The 17,572-nt window shown below is 53.9% G+C and carries 19 protein-coding genes; 14 read left to right on the top strand and 5 right to left on the bottom strand.

The window, feature by feature from the left end:
* Positions 1-28 precede the first annotated feature (28 nt).
* From CODIS_RS09920 to CODIS_RS09900, 5 genes are all read right to left on the bottom strand, one after another.
* The gene (locus CODIS_RS09920) at positions 29-448 is read right to left on the bottom strand and encodes a bacteriohemerythrin (RefSeq protein ID WP_069124659.1); all 420 of its coding nucleotides are present in this window, start codon (positions 446-448) and stop codon (positions 29-31) included.
* A 26-nt stretch (positions 449-474) separates the two neighbouring features.
* Entirely contained in the window at positions 475-708 is a 234-nt protein-coding gene (locus tag CODIS_RS09915) for a hypothetical protein (RefSeq protein WP_069124658.1), read from the bottom strand.
* Positions 709-710: 2 nt separating this feature from the next.
* Positions 711-1,577 (bottom strand): SIR2 family protein, encoded by an 867-nt coding sequence (locus CODIS_RS09910; protein ID WP_069124657.1) that lies wholly within the window; start codon positions 1,575-1,577, stop codon positions 711-713.
* Between the two features lie 668 nt (positions 1,578-2,245).
* Positions 2,246-2,968, bottom strand: coding sequence for a hypothetical protein (locus tag CODIS_RS09905; RefSeq protein WP_069124656.1), 723 nt, complete (start codon positions 2,966-2,968; stop codon positions 2,246-2,248).
* Positions 2,969-3,990: 1,022 nt separating this feature from the next.
* Positions 3,991-4,836, bottom strand: a complete 846-nt coding sequence (locus tag CODIS_RS09900) for an NAD(+)--dinitrogen-reductase ADP-D-ribosyltransferase (protein ID WP_069124655.1) — start codon at positions 4,834-4,836, stop codon at positions 3,991-3,993.
* Positions 4,837-5,025: 189 nt separating this feature from the next.
* Between CODIS_RS09900 and nifH the strand changes: the two genes are divergently transcribed.
* The 14 genes from nifH to CODIS_RS09830 all read left to right on the top strand — a co-directional run bounded on the left by nifH (position 5,026) and on the right by CODIS_RS09830 (position 17,552).
* Entirely contained in the window at positions 5,026-5,901 is an 876-nt protein-coding gene (gene nifH, locus CODIS_RS09895; RefSeq protein WP_069124654.1) for a nitrogenase iron protein, read from the top strand.
* 112 nt (positions 5,902-6,013) lie between these two features.
* The gene (nifD, locus tag CODIS_RS09890; RefSeq protein ID WP_069124653.1) at positions 6,014-7,495 is read left to right on the top strand and encodes a nitrogenase molybdenum-iron protein alpha chain; all 1,482 of its coding nucleotides are present in this window, start codon (positions 6,014-6,016) and stop codon (positions 7,493-7,495) included.
* A gap of 107 nt (positions 7,496-7,602) precedes the next feature.
* Positions 7,603-9,174 (top strand): nitrogenase molybdenum-iron protein subunit beta, encoded by a 1,572-nt coding sequence (gene nifK / locus CODIS_RS09885; RefSeq protein ID WP_069124652.1) that lies wholly within the window; start codon positions 7,603-7,605, stop codon positions 9,172-9,174.
* Between the two features lie 63 nt (positions 9,175-9,237).
* A complete protein-coding gene (gene nifT, locus CODIS_RS09880; protein ID WP_069124651.1) occupies positions 9,238-9,450 on the top strand; it encodes a putative nitrogen fixation protein NifT in 213 nt (70 codons plus the stop codon).
* Between the two features lie 22 nt (positions 9,451-9,472).
* On the top strand, positions 9,473-9,667 hold the full coding sequence (locus CODIS_RS09875) for a 4Fe-4S binding protein (RefSeq protein ID WP_069124650.1): 195 nt from the start codon (positions 9,473-9,475) through the stop codon (positions 9,665-9,667).
* 96 nt (positions 9,668-9,763) lie between these two features.
* Entirely contained in the window at positions 9,764-10,471 is a 708-nt protein-coding gene (locus tag CODIS_RS09870) for a dinitrogenase iron-molybdenum cofactor biosynthesis protein (RefSeq protein ID WP_069124649.1), read from the top strand.
* Positions 10,468-10,737 carry a DUF6129 family protein gene (locus CODIS_RS09865; RefSeq protein ID WP_069124648.1) on the top strand — a complete coding sequence of 90 codons (270 nt, stop codon included), beginning with the start codon at positions 10,468-10,470 and terminating at the stop codon, positions 10,735-10,737. The genes CODIS_RS09870 and CODIS_RS09865 overlap by 4 nt, the downstream gene beginning before the upstream one ends.
* Complete coding sequence (locus CODIS_RS09860) at positions 10,734-11,480, top strand: 4Fe4S-binding leucine-rich repeat protein (RefSeq protein ID WP_235615189.1); 747 nt, start codon at positions 10,734-10,736, stop codon at positions 11,478-11,480. Before CODIS_RS09865 ends, CODIS_RS09860 begins: the two co-directional genes overlap by 4 nt.
* Before the next feature lie 24 nt (positions 11,481-11,504).
* A complete protein-coding gene (locus tag CODIS_RS09855; RefSeq protein WP_069124647.1) occupies positions 11,505-12,500 on the top strand; it encodes a glycosyl transferase family protein in 996 nt (331 codons plus the stop codon).
* The gene (locus tag CODIS_RS09850) at positions 12,500-13,447 is read left to right on the top strand and encodes a hypothetical protein (RefSeq protein WP_069124646.1); all 948 of its coding nucleotides are present in this window, start codon (positions 12,500-12,502) and stop codon (positions 13,445-13,447) included. Before CODIS_RS09855 ends, CODIS_RS09850 begins: the two co-directional genes overlap by 1 nt.
* Before the next feature lie 368 nt (positions 13,448-13,815).
* Entirely contained in the window at positions 13,816-15,216 is a 1,401-nt protein-coding gene (nifE, locus tag CODIS_RS09845) for a nitrogenase iron-molybdenum cofactor biosynthesis protein NifE (protein ID WP_069124645.1), read from the top strand.
* Complete coding sequence (nifN, locus tag CODIS_RS09840) at positions 15,216-16,637, top strand: nitrogenase iron-molybdenum cofactor biosynthesis protein NifN (RefSeq protein ID WP_069124644.1); 1,422 nt, start codon at positions 15,216-15,218, stop codon at positions 16,635-16,637. Before nifE ends, nifN begins: the two co-directional genes overlap by 1 nt.
* A complete protein-coding gene (locus CODIS_RS09835; RefSeq protein WP_083220674.1) occupies positions 16,594-17,079 on the top strand; it encodes a NifB/NifX family molybdenum-iron cluster-binding protein in 486 nt (161 codons plus the stop codon). The genes nifN and CODIS_RS09835 overlap by 44 nt, the downstream gene beginning before the upstream one ends.
* 5 nt (positions 17,080-17,084) lie before the next feature.
* Positions 17,085-17,552: a SoxR reducing system RseC family protein gene (locus CODIS_RS09830; RefSeq protein ID WP_069124642.1), complete on the top strand. Its 468-nt coding sequence runs from the start codon at positions 17,085-17,087 to the stop codon at positions 17,550-17,552.
* Positions 17,553-17,572: the final 20 nt, after the last annotated feature.

Raw genomic sequence — 17,572 nt, 5'->3', positions numbered from 1 at the left:
ATTCCAATGAGAATTTCAGGTTGAATGTTCAGCTGTCAATTCGATTCGTATTTTGTGGTTGGGTTTTTAGGTGTGCTGCCAACGCGCTGTCCATGGTTTGTGCATGCAGATCAAACCAGCCTGGCAGGTGATCTTTTACATAGGCACGTGGAAGCAATGTATTGCCAGAGGCCAACCGTATTTCCATTCGGTTCAGATCGCCCAGGATGCGCTCATGCTCCCCTATATGTTCTCGTATGGCGGGAAAGCCGCTTTCATACATCAGTTTGTTCTCGGCTTTGAAGTGGGCATTGGTGTGCGCCACAAGCTGCTCGAATAGAGTTTTGAACGCTTCCCTGTCAGCACTACCCAGTTTATTGACCAGCTCGATGAATTCGAGATGGGTCTTGTCCATTGAATCAAACTCGAGGTAATAACGCGGGTTGTCAGGGTCGATCAGAAGAGTCATGTAATTATCCTTGTATATAATGGATATCAGCCTGTCTGTTCGTTATCCCGCCGATAGACAATCATCTTCTCCAGCTTCCTGGCTACGTAACTGCTGTACTCATCAACATTCTCGTAGTCATAGTCAATGGCCAGTGATGCGAGCTGATCCATCAGTAGTCGAAGCTTTTCGATTTCATGTAGTCCCCGTCCACAGGTAAGGCAGCTAAGCTCATTGTCGCGACAGGCGTGCTTACCCTGACAGGGTACGAACTTCCCCATGCTCAGGCTGCTCCTTCGGCAAAGGTTTCGGCAGCCGCTGCAAGAAGATCTTCCACATCAGATTCGATGATCTCGATGCCCAGACGTTTGCAGAAACGGCGCTCCTTATCATTCGGTGCGGGGATCAATGCCCAACCCTTGGGCTCGGATGCGGCGTAGATCATGTCTGACAGCACCATGCGTTCGGTGTCACGGGTCATACGCAGACCGATGAAGAGGTACTGCTTGCCAATGCGATATTTCTTGACGAAATCGGGTATGGCGAATCCGCCCATCAGCTCGGTAATGTAATCAACGTAGTCTGCATCCGAGGCGATGTAGGTCGGATCAGGCTTGGGACTGCCCATGGGTTTGAACAGTATGGGAAGGCTGGTATCGACCTCGTCCTGTGCGATTTCGTTTTCGGAGTAGGTTTCCCCGTCGTAGTGATGGATGCAGAAACGGTAATCAGTACCACCCACGCGGGCAATGCCGCGTATCAGGGTATGGGGCGTATCGGCGTAGCTGTCCTGGAGCTGGGTGTCGCGATTGATGTCGATGACATAGGATGGCTTGATGCCAGCCAGCCAATCGTGAATCGGCGCGCGGGTCCACTGGGTCGTACTATAGGTGGATTCCAGGAAACGGTGCAGTGCGGTGCGTCCGCGTTTCAGTTCGATATCCATGGCTGCTCGAGGAAATTCATACATGAGACGTGGCGCCATGGGTTTGCCGTTGTTCATGGCGAGAATCAGGCTGTCACTGTCTGCAGGAATCGGTTCACCGGTTTCAACATTGCGCGCGCTTTTCAGGGCGCCTGGACCTAGATAGGGCACGATCTCACCTGCGGCGATACCGCTGACTAGTGCCTGCAAACTTGACTCGGGCATTTTCGGGCTCCTTTGATCGATGGTTGCCACTACCCATTGCAAGAGCCAGGCCAAGTGAAGAAAGACTATGGAAACATTCGGTTATGCGTGATTCGGTGTGTAAGGTTTCTGACAATTGCTGGGTTGTTGTTGAGTTGTCACGGAACTGTGTGCGCTCTAACTGTTGCTTTATTTATCCGAATGACCCGGTAGGCATGAATAGTGGCAGAGAATTGTTGTTTTTTAGTTATTTTAGAAGAGGTGCCAGGTGCGGAGTCGGTTTCTACGAAGTGGCTGATCAAATTATCCATTTCGATAACGAAATAAGTGATAAGTGGGTATTGCCCTTTCTCAGTACATTATTTGTGTATGCTGCAGCCTTATACAACACATTCTTTTTGGTTCTGTTACCGTGAAGTGTTGAAATTCGTGTAGCCATGTGGGTCATCAAGAACGTCAACTATGCGACCAATGGCGATGTTGACGCCGCCTTGACACGAGGTCCGGAGTTAGGCTTATAGCTGACTAAGGAAACCGTGGTCTGTCCCCGTTTATTGGTCCCCGGTTATTGCAGTTATTGAGTTTATTTTTTCAATTTCTTGCTACTTTACTTTGGTGACCGCAGACACTTGATTTACTACTCACAAGTTAACGAGATATCAATGTTATAATATGGGTGTCACCTATCTTCATCCGCCCATGGTTTTTGTTAATTCGAATGTTGAGCAATTATTTTGAAATGGTATTGTTCCTATTAGCTTACTACCTGAACTATCTATTTGTCCTTTTAAATCTAATGTGTGGTAATTTTTTGGTCTTTCAATCCATTTCTCCGCAGTAAATTTAAATCCACCCCAATTATATACAGAACCTTTCATCATAAATGAACCTACTTTAAATTTAGATTCTTTAGTTAAAGGGTAAAAATTAAATAAAGCTTCTACTTTCTTATTTTCTGTACTATAAATTCGTAACTTAAGCCCTCTTTCCTCACCTCCACACACATACACACCTTCCCAGCCACCCATCAGTGACTCTGTGTAAAGCGGAGAACCATAAAATTTTTGTTCGATTTGTATTTTTTCAAAACCAATCTGCCACTTGTTTAAGTTGTAATCTGATTTGGATATTCCGTAGATTTTAAAATTTTCACCGTATTTGTCTTTATATTTATCCCTGTGGACAAAGTCACTTTCCAAAATTGCATCAGCTGAAAATCTAGATCTAATTAAAGGCTCTACGCGACTACGTATATTTTTAGATATTTCAATATGAATATCTTTTATTTTTATATAGCCTGGTAATATATCCTCCAATGAATCTATGATCATTTTTTTGGACGGTTCATTCTCCCCCGTCGAACATCCATAAAAAGATAATAGTATTATGATTAATAAAACTGTAATTCTCATTTTGAATCCTTCAATTCGAGTTATAGTATGGTATTCATATACATTGGTAGATATTTAATACCTGTATATTTTCTGACATCTACCCATAGAAATATGCAATATATATAAAACTTTTTTTAGTTATTATTAACTCTGTTGTTGAGTTTCAATAGCTCTAACTGATTTTTACATGTCTTCCAATACCATATCAGGGCCAAAAGCAGCACTTCAAATACAGTGACTAGTAATAGAGCATTTACTCCATCACCTAATTTCCAACTAAGTAACAAACTGGAAAAATAGGAATTCTGTTGATATGCCGCCTCCCAGCATCAATGATCTAAATATATACATTATTTACAATGCGCTAGATCAAGAAATAAGGATATAGAACAAATTCACACTAAGCACCTTTAATGTAAAACTGTCCTATCCGAGTAAAATAGATCTGTGATCAGTGTACAACACGGATCCGTAAGCAGTATCCGTTTAGGTTGCCATCAAGTATTTCTCAATAGAGCGGTCTACTTTTCTCTCAAGCGTATCGGGCTATGGCTCGTGAGACTGTGGAATTTTCCATTTCACATTTAACAATTTAATTGAATTGTGTAAACCACCGGCTATGCCGGGGGCTCGCATAGGTTTTATCGAGGACGACGGTCTGGGGAGAATTCCGGTGACAGTTTACTTATTTAGTTCACTCTGTGGGTAACCTACAGTCTATTGCACTGCAAAAATTAGGTCTGCTTTTCAGCGCAAGATTTCTTATGCATATACAGTTGAATCTTCCGCTACTGGCCGTAAAGAGACAAAAAGACTTGATCTTGGTATTGCTACTGTGCAGAAAGAAAAAGATGTTCTACGGTTAGATTTGGATACCTGTCTAATGTCTTACTCCAAGCCGTGTAGTTACCTAGGTATTTGGTGACGATGCCTCGAAAAATCCCATCCATTTCTTGAATCGACCATGTCATCCATTCACATTCTGAATGTGATATGAGCCATGAAGCCATCTCGCTAAGAACAGGTGTGAGAAATACAGGCTAAAGCAAGCTCACCTTCACTTCGTAGACACCACCAATCACCAGGTACTCCTCTTCGCCCTTCAGGGCATTGGGCAGCAGTCCGGGAAAATAGAGTAGCTTTGTGAGCGGTATTTTGACCTCGAGGATATAGTCACCGAACTCATCCGCCCGTTCCCGATTGCTGCTGAAAGAATTGATGTTGTTCAGCGTTAGGATATAAACGTCCTTGGCGGGTTGATGCAGTATTTCGTGTTCATCGATACGGTTGATGCCCCGGTAGAGGGTGACGTGGTGCTCACTAGGATATTGCCTGGTCACTTCGTATTGACAGTAGCTGTAGAGCAGGTCGAGTTGTGACTCCAGGGCATTGGTGTTGTAGAGCCCTTTGGCTCGGGCCGACAGGTAGGCGTGGTAGTTGTCTTCCGCGCCAACGCCCAACGGCCCCCTGTGATTCAGGGGCAGCAGCCCGAACCGTGATTCGACCCAGCTCTTAAGCACAGCGGCCTCCTTGCCGTCAGCATCGAACAACCAGCCACGAAGTGTTCGAAGGTAGTCTGCCTTGCCTCTTTTAATGCCGCGCTTCTGTTCATCGAATCCCGCCTCATCGAGATTGTCCAGCAGGAAGCCCGAACGCATATAGTCCATGAAATGTCCGGCCCGGGTATCGGCATCCGCAACCGGATCGAGACTCTCGAACAGCGCGGCATGCAGTTGCTCCACGCCATCCAGGCGCAGCGGTGTGGGGTGGTGCTGGAAGGTGAGGCTGCCAAGGATCACCGAGGGCAGATTGCAGTGGTTGATGGGCAGACGCGCATGGGCGGGAAGGGAGGCCGATGTCGTGGTCTGTTGTCTGTTTTCATCCATACATTTAACCGGGGTTTGTCGTAAACCTGACTTCGGAAACAGCCCTGCAATAAACTGTATAAATCAATAAAAACAATAAATTAAGAAGATTATTATTTTTTGGCACACCCTTTGCTCACTGATGCTTGTCGAATGAATTCATACCATTCAGTCACAAACTGATTTGTTAAATGTGTAAGGAGAATCAACATGGCACTGCGTCAATGTGCAATCTACGGCAAAGGTGGTATCGGCAAGTCTACCACGACCCAGAATCTGGTAGCAGGTCTTGCTGAACTGGGTAAAAAGGTCATGATCGTCGGCTGCGATCCCAAGGCGGATTCCACCCGTCTGATTCTGCACTCCAAGGCGCAGAACACCATCATGGAGATGGCTGCCGAAGCAGGTACCGTTGAGGACCTGGAGCTGGAAGATGTGCTGAAAACCGGTTACGGCGATATCAAGTGCGTCGAGTCCGGCGGTCCCGAGCCGGGTGTCGGTTGTGCCGGCCGCGGCGTCATCACCGCCATCAACTTCCTGGAAGAAGAGGGCGCCTATGAAGACGACCTCGACTTCGTCTTCTACGACGTGCTGGGTGACGTTGTTTGCGGTGGCTTTGCGATGCCCATCCGCGAGAACAAGGCCCAGGAGATCTACATCGTCGTATCCGGTGAGATGATGGCCATGTATGCCGCCAACAACATCTCCAAGGGTATCGTGAAGTACGCCAACTCCGGCGGCGTGCGTCTTGCCGGCCTGATCTGTAACTCCCGTAACACCGATCGTGAAGATGAGCTGATTGAAGCGCTGGCTGCCAAGCTGGGTACCCAGATGGTCCACTTCGTTCCCCGCGATAACGCGGTACAGCGTGCTGAGATTCGCCGTATGACAGTGATCGAGTACGACCCGACTCACAAGCAGGCCGATGAGTATCGTACCCTGGCGCAGAAGGTCATCGACAACAAGATGTTGGTTATCCCAGAGCCCTGCACCATGGATGAGCTGGAAGACCTGCTCATGGAGTTCGGCATCATGGAAGAGGAAGACGAGAGCATCGTCGGCCAGACCGCGGCTGCCGAAGCCTGATCAGGTTGTCAGTAATGTACCGGCCGCCCCGGTAGCCGGTACAAACCAGTTCACTGTTATTTCCATAGCCTGTGCATCCACAGATTAGTGGTGGCAGGAGAAGGAGACCATTATGTCAGCTATGACACGCGAAGAGACCGAAGCCCTTATTCAAGAGGTGCTTGAGGTCTATCCAGAGAAAGCCAAGAAGGATCGTGCGAAGCATCTCACGGTCAACGATCAAGAGGTTGAGCAATCCAAGAAGTGCATCACCTCCAACCGTAAGTCCCTGCCTGGTGTTATGACCATCCGTGGTTGCGCCTACGCCGGTTCCAAGGGTGTGGTATGGGGTCCTATCAAGGACATGATCCATATCTCACACGGTCCCGTGGGCTGCGGCCAGTACTCCCGTGCCGGTCGTCGTAACTACTATGTTGGTACCACCGGTGTGAACACTTTCGGCACCATGAATTTCACCTCCGATTTCCAGGAGAAGGATATCGTCTTTGGCGGTGACAAGAAGCTGTCCAAGATCATGCAAGAGATCGAAGCGCTGTTTCCCCTGAACAAGGGCATTACCGTGCAGTCCGAGTGTCCCATCGGCCTGATCGGTGACGACATCGAAGCGGTCGCCAAGAAGACCACCGCAGAGATCGAAAAACCGGTTGTCCCCGTCCGTTGCGAAGGCTTCCGTGGGGTGTCCCAGTCTTTGGGGCATCACATTGCGAATGACGCCGTGCGCGACTGGGTGCTGGGCAACCGTGACGGTGACACCAGCTTCGAGTCCACTCCCTATGATGTCACCATCATCGGTGATTACAACATTGGTGGCGACGCCTGGGCATCCCGTACCCTGATGGAAGAGATGGGTCTGCGCGTGATCGCCCAGTGGTCCGGTGACGGCACCCTGGCCGAGATGGAGAACACACCCAAAGCCAAGCTGAACCTGATTCACTGCTACCGCTCCATGAACTACATCTCCCGTCACATGGAAGAGAAGTACGGTATTCCCTGGATGGAGTATAACTTCTTCGGTCCCACCAAGATCGCCGAGTCCCTGCGCAAGATTGCGGCTTTCTTCGACGAGACCATCCAGGCCAATGCAGAGAAGGTGATTGAGAAGTACCAGGCCGAGTACGAAGCGGTTATCGCTAAGTACCGCCCCCGTCTCGAAGGCAAGAAGGTGATGCTCTACGTGGGTGGTCTGCGTCCCCGTCATGTTATCGGCGCCTACGAGGATCTGGGCATGGAAGTGGTCGGTACCGGTTACGAGTTCGCCCACAACGACGACTACGACCGCACCATCAAGGAGATGGGTAACGCCACCCTGATCTACGACGACGTCACCGGCTATGAGTTCGAAGAGTTCGTCAAGAAGGTGAAGCCAGACCTGATTGGCTCCGGGATCAAGGAGAAGTACATCTTCCAGAAGATGGGCATACCCTTCCGCCAGATGCACTCCTGGGATTATTCAGGTCCTTACCACGGCTATGACGGCTTCGCCATCTTCGCCCGTGATATGGACATGACCCTGAACAACCCCTGCTGGAGCAAGATCCAGGCGCCCTGGTTGAAGACCGAGGAAACGCCTGAGGCTGCCGCTGCCGGGGCCTGATCCTGTGGAACGCAGGTTGGGCCAAGCCCAACCTGCGACCAGGAACAATCTATTCAATTCATCTGACCCGCTAGTCCACAGATTGGTGGCGCGGGAGGAGAGAGATCATGAGTCAAGTTGTAGACGACATTAAACCGAGTTATCCCCTGTTTCGTCAGGAGGAGTACACCGATACCCTGAAGAACAAACAGGAGCTGTTCGAAGAGAAGGTCCCCCAGGACAAGATCGAAGCGACTTTTCAGTGGACCACCACCGAAGAGTACAAGGAGATCAACTTCAACCGTGAAGCGCTGACCGTAAACCCGGCCAAGGCGTGTCAGCCTCTGGGTTCCGTGCTCTGTGCTTTAGGCTTTGAAAAGACCCTGCCATACGTACACGGTTCACAGGGCTGCGTGGCCTACTTCCGTACCTACTTCAACCGTCACTTCAAGGAGCCGGTGGCCTGTGTGTCTGACTCCATGACCGAAGACGCGGCGGTATTCGGCGGACAGAAGAACATGTTCGACGGCCTGGAGAATGCCAAGGCGCTCTACAAGCCCGAGATGATCGCGGTATCCACCACCTGCATGGCCGAGGTTATCGGTGACGACCTCAACGCCTTCATCGGCAACGCCAAAAAGGAAGGCCACATCGAACAGGACTTCCCCACACCTTTCGCCCATACCCCCAGTTTTGTCGGCTCTCACACCACCGGCTGGGACAACATGTTCGAGGGCATCCAGCGCTACTTCACTCTCAACCACATGGAAGACAAAGAGGTGGGCAGCAACGGCAAGATCAACATCGTGCCCGGCTTCGAGACCTACCTGGGCAACTATCGTGTGATGAAACGCATGATGGAAGAGATGGGTGTCGAGTACAGCCTGCTGTGCGATCCCAGCGAGGTGCTGGATACGCCCGCTGACGGCGAGTACCGCATGTTTGACGGTGGCACCACCATCGACGAGGTGAAGGATGCCCCCAACGCTATCGACACACTGTTCCTGCAGCCTTGGCAGTCGGTAAAGAGCCGCAAGTTCACCAAGAACACCTGGAAGCAGCCTGCTACCGACGTGCAGATCCCCATGGGTCTGGAAGCCACCGACGCCTTCCTGATGAAGGTTTCCGAACTGACCGGCAAGCCGATCTCCGAGTCCCTGACCCGCGAGCGCGGCATTCTGGTGGACATGATGACCGACAGCCACGCCTGGCTGCACGGCAAGAAGTTCGGTCTCTACGGCGATGCCGACTTCGTCATGGGTATGGCGAAGTTCCTGATGGAGCTCGGTGCGGAGCCGACACAGATTCTTTGCAACCACGCCAACAAGCGTTGGAAGAAGGCGATGGAGAAAGTTCTCTCCGAGTCTCCTTATGGTCAGAACAGCGAAGTTCACATCGGTAAGGATCTGTGGCACTTCCGTTCACTGATGTTCACCAACAAGCCGGACTTCATGATCGGTAACTCCTACGGCAAGTTCATCCAGCGCGACACCCTGCACAAGGGTAAGGAGCATGAGGTACCGCTGATACGTATCGGTTTTCCGATCTTCGATCGTCACCACATGCATCGTGACACCACCCTGGGTTACGAGGGTGCTATCTACATGCTGAAGACCCTGGTCAACAGCGTACTGGAGCGTCTCGATGAAGAGACCCGTGGCATGGGTACTACCGACTACAACTACGACCTGGTTCGTTAATCGACCTGTCAGCAGTCATGCGGGTCCGGTTACTGCCGGACCCGCAGTCCAAAGGAGCAACCTATGCCCAATGTGATGATACGTGTGAAAGACGGTGGCGCGCTTCTCTTCTACATCGCCAAGAAGGATCAGGAAGACGAGATTGCCCACGTCGAAACCGATACCGAGGACGCCTGGGGCGGTGAAGTGGAGCTGACCGATGGCTCCAAGTACTACATCGATCCCATCACTCCGCGGCCGTCGTTCCCGACAACCCTACGTTTCAAACGTGCCTGAATCTATTTGAAGGAGTCCAATCATGGCCTTAGCGATTGTAAGAGAAGTTTGTACTGCATGCGGTGATTGCGAGCCGGTGTGTCCCACCAACTCTATCAAGCCTTTCAAGGGTGTCTACATGATCGAGGCGGAAAGCTGCACCGAGTGCGAAGATGAGTTTGACGTACCCCAGTGCCTCGATGTCTGCATGGAAGACGACTGCATTATTCCAGCTTAATCATCATGATCAACCTCTCCCCAAAACAGGGGAGAGGGTTGGGGTGAGAGCTAGGAAGATAGCTTTCATTCGAACCAGATATTCAGGAGCCTCTCTATGAATGCATCCGCCATCAGTAACGACATCGCACTCCGAATTGGTTTGGCAGTCCGTGAACTGCCGGACACCAATGCCGCCAGAATGCTCAGCGTGCTGGATGATGCGATTGGTTTGCCTCCCACTGATAAGAAACTATCTGGGCTGACTGTCAAGGCGCTGAAGTCCGCTCGTGACGGTGAGCTCGCTGATGTTGATACCACCGCTTTGAAGAGTGCTCTTGGTTATCTCAAGGGAGAGACCTCACTGAGTGCGGAGCCCCTGCCAGAAGTTTCGGCCTACAGTGATGGCGACATGCCTGGCAGTATCCGTGTCGCCTGTGCTTCGAACAAGGGTGAGATGCTTGATGGCCACTTCGGCTCCTGTAAACGCTTTCTTATCTACCAGGTCTCCGATAAGGAAAACCGCCTGATAGAGATTCGCGAAATTGATGATACCCAGGCCGATGGTGACAAGAACGGCTATCGTGCCTCACTGATTGCTGACTGCCAGGTACTGTTCGTTGCCTCCATTGGTGGCCCTGCTGCGGCCAAGATGGTCAGGGTAGGCGCGCACCCAATCAAGAAACCCCAGATGGGACCAGCCATTGACGAGATCACAAAGCTGCAAGCGGTGATCGGCAGCAAGGCGCCGCCATGGCTCGCCAAGGTCATGGGGCAGAGCCCCGAAGAGCGCATCCGTTTTGAACAGGAGGAGGCGACGGCGTGATCAACCAGCAGCAATTTCAGGAGATTGGCGAGTGGCTGAGCAACCAGCCCGTCATCGCCGGCGATGTCGACCAGCAACTGCGCAAGCGCTACAGCGATATCCATTTCACCTACTGCATGGATGACGACGTCATCGGTGCACGCCCCGTATACGAGCACGCTGGATTCAACCTCTACCTGGTGGACAGCAGCAACCACTGCCTCAGATTTACTCAGGATATGGAGGTTGCGAGCGGTCTGGTGGTCGCCGAGATCGAGGACGTATGAACGCTGCCGTGATGGAGGAGAAGGATGTCACCCCCGTCGCGGATTGTGCGCGCTGTCCCCACAGGAGCGACCGCCTTCGCGCGGGACGCTGCACCCCGGGGGATGTCTGTGTCAGGGCCTCCAGCGGCAGGCAGATCGCACGTTTCTTCAACATCAACCCCGACCTGGCAGAGCACTACGCAGGCGACGAATTTTGGGAGCGGCGTGCCATCGCTGCACGCTACCTGTCCCAACAGCACCTGTTGCAGATGATCGACGATCCTGACGAGGTGGTCCGTCGTGTGTTGGCCTACCGCCTGCCGGTTGAAAACCTGGGGCCGCTGATTACTGATCCCGATCGCGAGGTCAGGATTACCGTTGCAGACAGGCTGCCCGAAAACCTGTTGGAGCAGTTGGTGACCGACGAGGACTGTCTGGTACGCCAGTATGTGGCCAAACGGCTCAAGCCGGGTCGGCTGTTCCGCATGATCAAGGATCCCGACCGTGAAGTGCGTAAAACCGTGGCCGGCAGGCTACCCGATGAGAGCCTGGGTCTGATGATCGACGACGAGGCGGTAGAGATCCGCCTGGTGGTGGCCGAGCGTGTCGACTCCGACTATCTCGAACCCTTACTGCATGACGGTGATTGGCGCGTACGGCTTACCGCTATCCAGCGCGCCCCGCTGAGCCGACTCGGTGCCTTGATCGACGACGAAGACGAGGATGTCCGGACGGCGGTTAAAGAGCGACTAAAGACGGAATGAACTGATACAGAAGGTAGCACACTTATGCATCCTTTCGCGAAATACATTCAGATCCTGGGCAAAGGCCGTAATGGTATGCAATCCCTCACCCGCGAGCAGGCCTACGAAGCGATGCAGATGATCGCTTGCTACGACGTTGAACCGGAACAGATCGGCGCCTTTCTGATGCTGATGCGGGTGAAAGAGGAGACCGCGGAAGAGATCGCAGGGTTTACCCAGGCGCTGAGAGAGAGCCTGCCAGGTTACGGTTCAGGCTCTCAACCCGCTGTGGACTGGGCCGCCTATGCAGGCAAGCGACGCCAACTGCCCTGGTTCGTGCTGGCGGCGCTGGTGATGGCCGGGCGCGGCTACCCGGTGTTGATGCACGGCATGAGCCGCAGCGATGAGAGAGTCTATGTGCCCCTGGCCCTGGATGCCCTGGACATGGATACCGCCGGGTCTCTACAGGAAGCCAGTGAGCAGATAAAGCAAACCGGCTTCAGCTACCTCCCTGTCAGCAAGCTGTCGCCGTTGACCGCAGAACTGCTCACCACGCGCGAGATCTTCGGCCTCAGGCCACCGCTGCATACGGTTGCCCGCATGCTCAACCCCTTAGCCGCTCCGCTCTCGGTGATAGGCGTATTTCACCCCAATTTTGCCGAGATCCATCAACAGGCCGCCGCCCTGTTGGAACAACCCAATCTACTCGTATGTAAAGGGGAGGGTGGTGAGTTCGAACGCATTCCCGACCGCAGCGTGGCGCTCTACGGTATCAGCGATGGCGTGTGCTGGCAGGACTCATGGGACTGCCTGTACAGGACCGGCAGTGAGGTAAAGCCGGACCGCCTCAATCTCAACCATTTCCGCGCCGTATGGGAGGGTGAGGAAGAGGACCGCTACGGCGAAGCTGCAGTGGTCGGTACCCTGGCCATGCTGATCAAGGGCCTTGGGTTGGAAACCGAAGCGACAGCAGCTCATCGCATGGCACAAGAGTGGTGGCTGAACCGTCACTATGTGGACCAGGACCGGGAGGCAGGTTGATGGAGGCTATGCTCACCCGTATCGAACAGCTTAATTTGCTCTGCAAAGCGGGTGATACCGCTGAAGGCATCGACGGCCTGAAGGCAAAACTCAAAGCGCTGATGCCTGAATTTCCATTCGAGTGTGTGTTGAGCCGTGGCAACTGGCATCGCCTGGGCGGTGTGGTGGATGGCGATTACCGGCAGGTGAGTGACAATATCTCTCACTGGGCAGAGCGAGAGTCCCAGGGTGACGTGGACAACCTGGTCAGCAAGTACCTGGGACTGGGCTATTTCGCTACCCGCCTTGCCGGCAATACCCATTACTTCACCGCACCCACCGGTAAAGACCCGCAAGCGTTCATGCAGTTGGAAATCGAAGAACTACAAGAGGTGGTCGACCGTCCCCTGGTGGAGCGCGACTGGTATCCGGACAGCATTGATGAATTTCTCGATCCTCTGGACTACCCGCGCCTCGAACCGGAACCGATCGGCAGATCCTACTACCGCTTTCGCCGTATGACACCCATAGACAAGCTGGTTACCGAGCAACCAACGGGCAACGGTACGCACCAGAAACTGCAGCGTTTTTTCAAGGACTGGATGGCAAGTAGCGCATGCGAAAGTGAACCCTTCTGTAGACACTGGGTGCTAGCCCTGCGTGAGTTTACCGATAGGGACGGTGAGACACGCATCAATACCAAACCGGTCAGTGTATTTTCGGGGCAATTGCCGGATCTGCCGTCTGCCAATCGTCTCAGTGGTGCAGAACTGGCCAATGCCGTACACGGCTACGACAGAGTCCTGGGCTATCCCTTTGCCTGGTATTTCATGATGCTGGGCAGCGCGGCATCGAACTATACCTTGGCCGATGCGGTACTGCAGGACCTGATGGGTGCTTACGACTATCTGCCCAAGCGTGATCTCAAAGTGCTGAGGGAGTGGGAGGCGAAGCCTTATGGCGTTTAGGCGCTAGAACCGGACAAGCGCCTCACAGCTTTTTTACCTCTCTCTTCTTACGCAATCGATGCTGTATTTGATGGTGAGTCATCACCCTCTGTTTCTGTTGCCCCGGTACAGGATTTACCGGAAACGATATTGAGCTGGGTAGTGGATCAGTCGGTGTCTTTTCGACAATGCGGTAATCTTGCTCACACTTGATAGGCCGATGAGCTGGTTAATCCACTCTCTTAGTCGCAGATACTTCACTCCACTCGACATTGTTACAAACACGACAAAGATAAAAACCTTAAATATATAAACAAAACAATCTGTTACATGGGTGGCATGCGCATTGCAACAGATATGGCAATGTAGACAACGAGTCATGCCATACCATGAAGCAGAAAGATATCGCGGCCCTGCTGGACGAACCGGCTTGTGCGCACAACAAGAAAGCCAAGTCGGGTTGTGCCAAGCCCAAGCCCGGGGCAACCGCCGGAGGTTGCGCCTTCGACGGGGCACAGATCGCGTTGCTGCCTGTCGCCGATGTGGCGCACATCGTTCACGGCTCCATCGCTTGTGCGGGCAGTTCCTGGGATAACCGGGGCACGCGCTCCAGCGGCAGCCGCCTGTTCCGTATTGGTATGACCACCGACCTGACCGAGCAGGACGTGATCATGGGGCGTGGCGAGAAGCGTCTCTTCCACTCCATCAAGCAGGCCATAGACAGCTATTCACCGCCAGCGGTTTTTGTCTACAACACCTGCGTCCCTGCGTTGATCGGTGACGATGTCGGTGCCGTCTGCAAGGCAGCGGAAGCGCGCTGGGGTACCCCCGTAGTGCCCGTGGACTGTGCCGGTTTTTACGGCACCAAGAACCTGGGCAATCGCATCGCGGGCGAGGCCATGGTGAAGTACGTGTGCGGTACCCGTGAACCTGATCCGTTGCCAACTTCGGTAGAGCGTGAGGGTATCGAAGTGCATGATATTGCGCTGGTTGGCGAATACAACATCGCTGGTGAACTCTGGCATGTGCTGCCCTTGCTGGATGAACTGGGGCTGCGGGTGCTCTGTACGCTCTCTGGCGATGCACGCTATCGCGAAGTGCAGACCATGCACCGATCCAAGGTCAACATGATGGTCTGCTCAAAGGCGATGATCAATGTCGCCCGCAAGTTACAGGAGGCGTTCGAGACCCCCTGGTTTGAAGGCAGTTTTTACGGCGTACGCGATGTCTCCCAGGCATTGCGAGATTTTGCCCGCTTGATCGACGACCCGGATCTTACCCGGCGCACTGAAGCGTTGATCGAGCGGGAAGAGAGACAAATCAGTGAGAAGCTCGATCCCTGGCGTGCACAGCTCAGCGGTAAAAAAGTACTGCTCTATACCGGTGGGGTGAAGTCCTGGTCGGTGATTGCGGCTTTGCAGGATCTCGGCATGGAAGTGGTCGCCACCGGCACCAAGAAGTCCACCGAAGAGGATAAGGCGCGCATCCGCGAACTGATGGGCAAGGATGCGGTGATGCTGGAAGAGGGCAATCCCCGTGCGCTGATCGATATGGTGCGAAACAACGGTGTGGATGTGCTGATCGCCGGAGGACGCAATATGTACACCGCCCTAAAGGCGCGAATTCCCTTTCTCGATATCAACCAGGAGCGCGAATTCGGCTATGCCGGATACGAGGGCATGGTGGAGCTGGCGCGCCAACTGGTGTTGACCATCGACAGCCCGGTATGGCCGGCGGTACGCCAGCCGGCCCCCTGGCATCGCAAGAAACATGCTGAGGAGATGGCGTGATGCCCGAAATCATCAAACGTAACAAAGCCCTCTCCGTCAGTCCATTGAAGGCGAGCCAGACCATCGGTGCGGCGTTGGCCTTTCTCGGTTTCAACCGTGCCATTCCAATGCTTCACGGCTCCCAGGGCTGTACCGCCTTCGGCAAGGTGTTTTTCGTGCGCCACTTCCGTGAACCGATTCCCCTGCAGACCACGGCCATGGACCAGGTGACCACGGTGATGGGCTCCGAGGAGAGTATTGTCGAGGGACTGGCAACCATTGCGGGCAAGAGTAAGCCTTCACTGCTCGGCGTGCCGACCACCGGACTTTCGGAAACCCAGGGCAGCGATGTGAACATGGCGTTGAAGATGTTCCGCAAGCAACATCCCGAGTTCGATGCCATACCCGTGGTACCCGTCTCCACCCCCGACTATACCGGCTGTCTCGAGACCGGCTTTGCTAAAGCGGTGGAGGCGATCATCACGACTACGGTCCCGGCGGCCCGGGATGCCGGTACACAACCGGGCAGACGCCGTCGGCAAGTAAACGTGCTGGTGGGATCCTTCCTGACTCCCGGAGACCTGGAGGAGTTGAAGGAGATCATCGAATCCTTCGGCCTGCGTCCGGTTGTCATTCCCGATCTGTCGGACTCCCTCGATGGTCACCTGGTTAAGCAGGATTTCTCGCCCCTGACCATCGGCGGAACGGATGTTACCGAGCTGCCGACCTTGGGAGATGCCAAGGCGACCCTGGTCATCGGACGCTCCATGTGGAAGGCGGCCGACCAACTGCACAAGCTCACCGGTGTGCCGGACCATCGACTCGACCGCCTGATGGGACTGGATGCCGTGGATCAGCTGCTCGACACCCTGCGCCAGATCTCCGGTGAGCCGGTGCCTGAGAAACTGGAACGGCAGCGTGCACAGCTGCAGGACGCCATGTTGGATTGCCACTTCATGACTGGCATGGCGCGCATTGCGGTGGCGGCCGATCCCGACCTGCTCAATGCGTTCAGTCAGATGCTTCAAGGCGTGGGGGCCGAAACGGTTACCGCTGTGTCGCCGGTCAATGCGCCGGTGCTCCAACAGGTGCCGGCCGAAAAGGTAAAGGTGGGGGACTTGGAAGACCTGGAGAGGATGGCGCAAGCTGACGGGGCGGAGCTGTTGATTGCAAATTCCCATGGTGTGGAGAGTGCACAGCGTCTGGGCATTCCGCTGCTGCGCGCCGGTTTCCCGCAGTACGACACCCTGGGCGGTTATCAGAAGTGCTGGATCGGTTATCGCGGTACCCGCCAGGCCCTGTTCGATATCGCCAACATCATACTCAGCCTGGAGAAGGGCGAGATACAGCCCTACCGCTCCATCTATGCCCAGAAACCTGAATACCGGGAGAGCACCCATGACGCTACAGCGGCGACTTCAGCTGGTGGGCTGCAACACTGAGGAGCAGTGGATGACGACGGCCCTCAAGGTGGCCTTTGCCACCAGTGACATGAAGCACGTGGATCAGCACTTCGGTGCGGCTCAGTCATTCGCCATCTATGCGGTGGACCGGGATAAGGTCTGCTTCGTCGAGGCCAGCGAGTTTGGCGCACTGGCCATGGATGGCAACGAAGACAAGCTGGCTGCAAAGATCGCGGCGCTTGATGGGTGCATCGCCGTCTATAGCCAGGCCGTGGGCGCATCGGCGATTCAGCAGTTGAAGGCCCAGGGGATACAGCCGGTGAAGGTGTCACCGGGTTCCGAGATACGGGAGCTGCTCGAAAACCTGCAGGAAGAACTGCGCCAGGGCCCCGGCAGCTGGCTGGCCAAGGCGATCGCCAGCACTATGCCTGTGGACCCGGCGCGTTTCGACAAGATGGAAGAGGAAGGCTGGGAGGAGTAGGGGCGATGCTGGAAGAGAGTGCCATGGTTGTCGAAGCCAACACTGACTATTTGTGGGTGGAGACGCGGTCGCGCACGGGTTGTTCCCAGTGTGGCAGCAGCTGCACCACTTCGGTGGTGTCGAAACTGTTCGGCATGAAGCGCAACCGGCTCAAACTGGAGAACACCCTCTGTGCCGAAGTTGGGGACAGGGTCGTCGTCGACATCCCCGACGAGTTGTTGGTGAGGGCTTCGGTTTGGGCCTACCTGTTTCCGTTGCTGGCGATGTTTGCCGTGTCGGCCACGGGTAATGTGATGGGTGTCGATGAAGGCGCTCAGGCCCTGCTTGCCATTGTCGGACTGGCTGCCGGCTTTGTGCTGGTTCGCTGGCACACCTCAAGGCAAGGAACGCGCCGGCGGTTCAGGCCCAGCCTGTTGCGTATCGTCTCAAGCGACGTGGCGTTCTCCCCAGTACAACAGATTACGGCGTTATGAATTTTAGATTGAACAGGAGT

The sequence above is a fragment of the Candidatus Thiodiazotropha endolucinida genome, from assembly GCF_001715975.1.
Classification (GTDB): domain Bacteria; phylum Pseudomonadota; class Gammaproteobacteria; order Chromatiales; family Chromatiaceae; genus Thiodiazotropha; species Thiodiazotropha endolucinida.
This window is presented reverse-complemented; position numbering and strand designations above follow the sequence as displayed.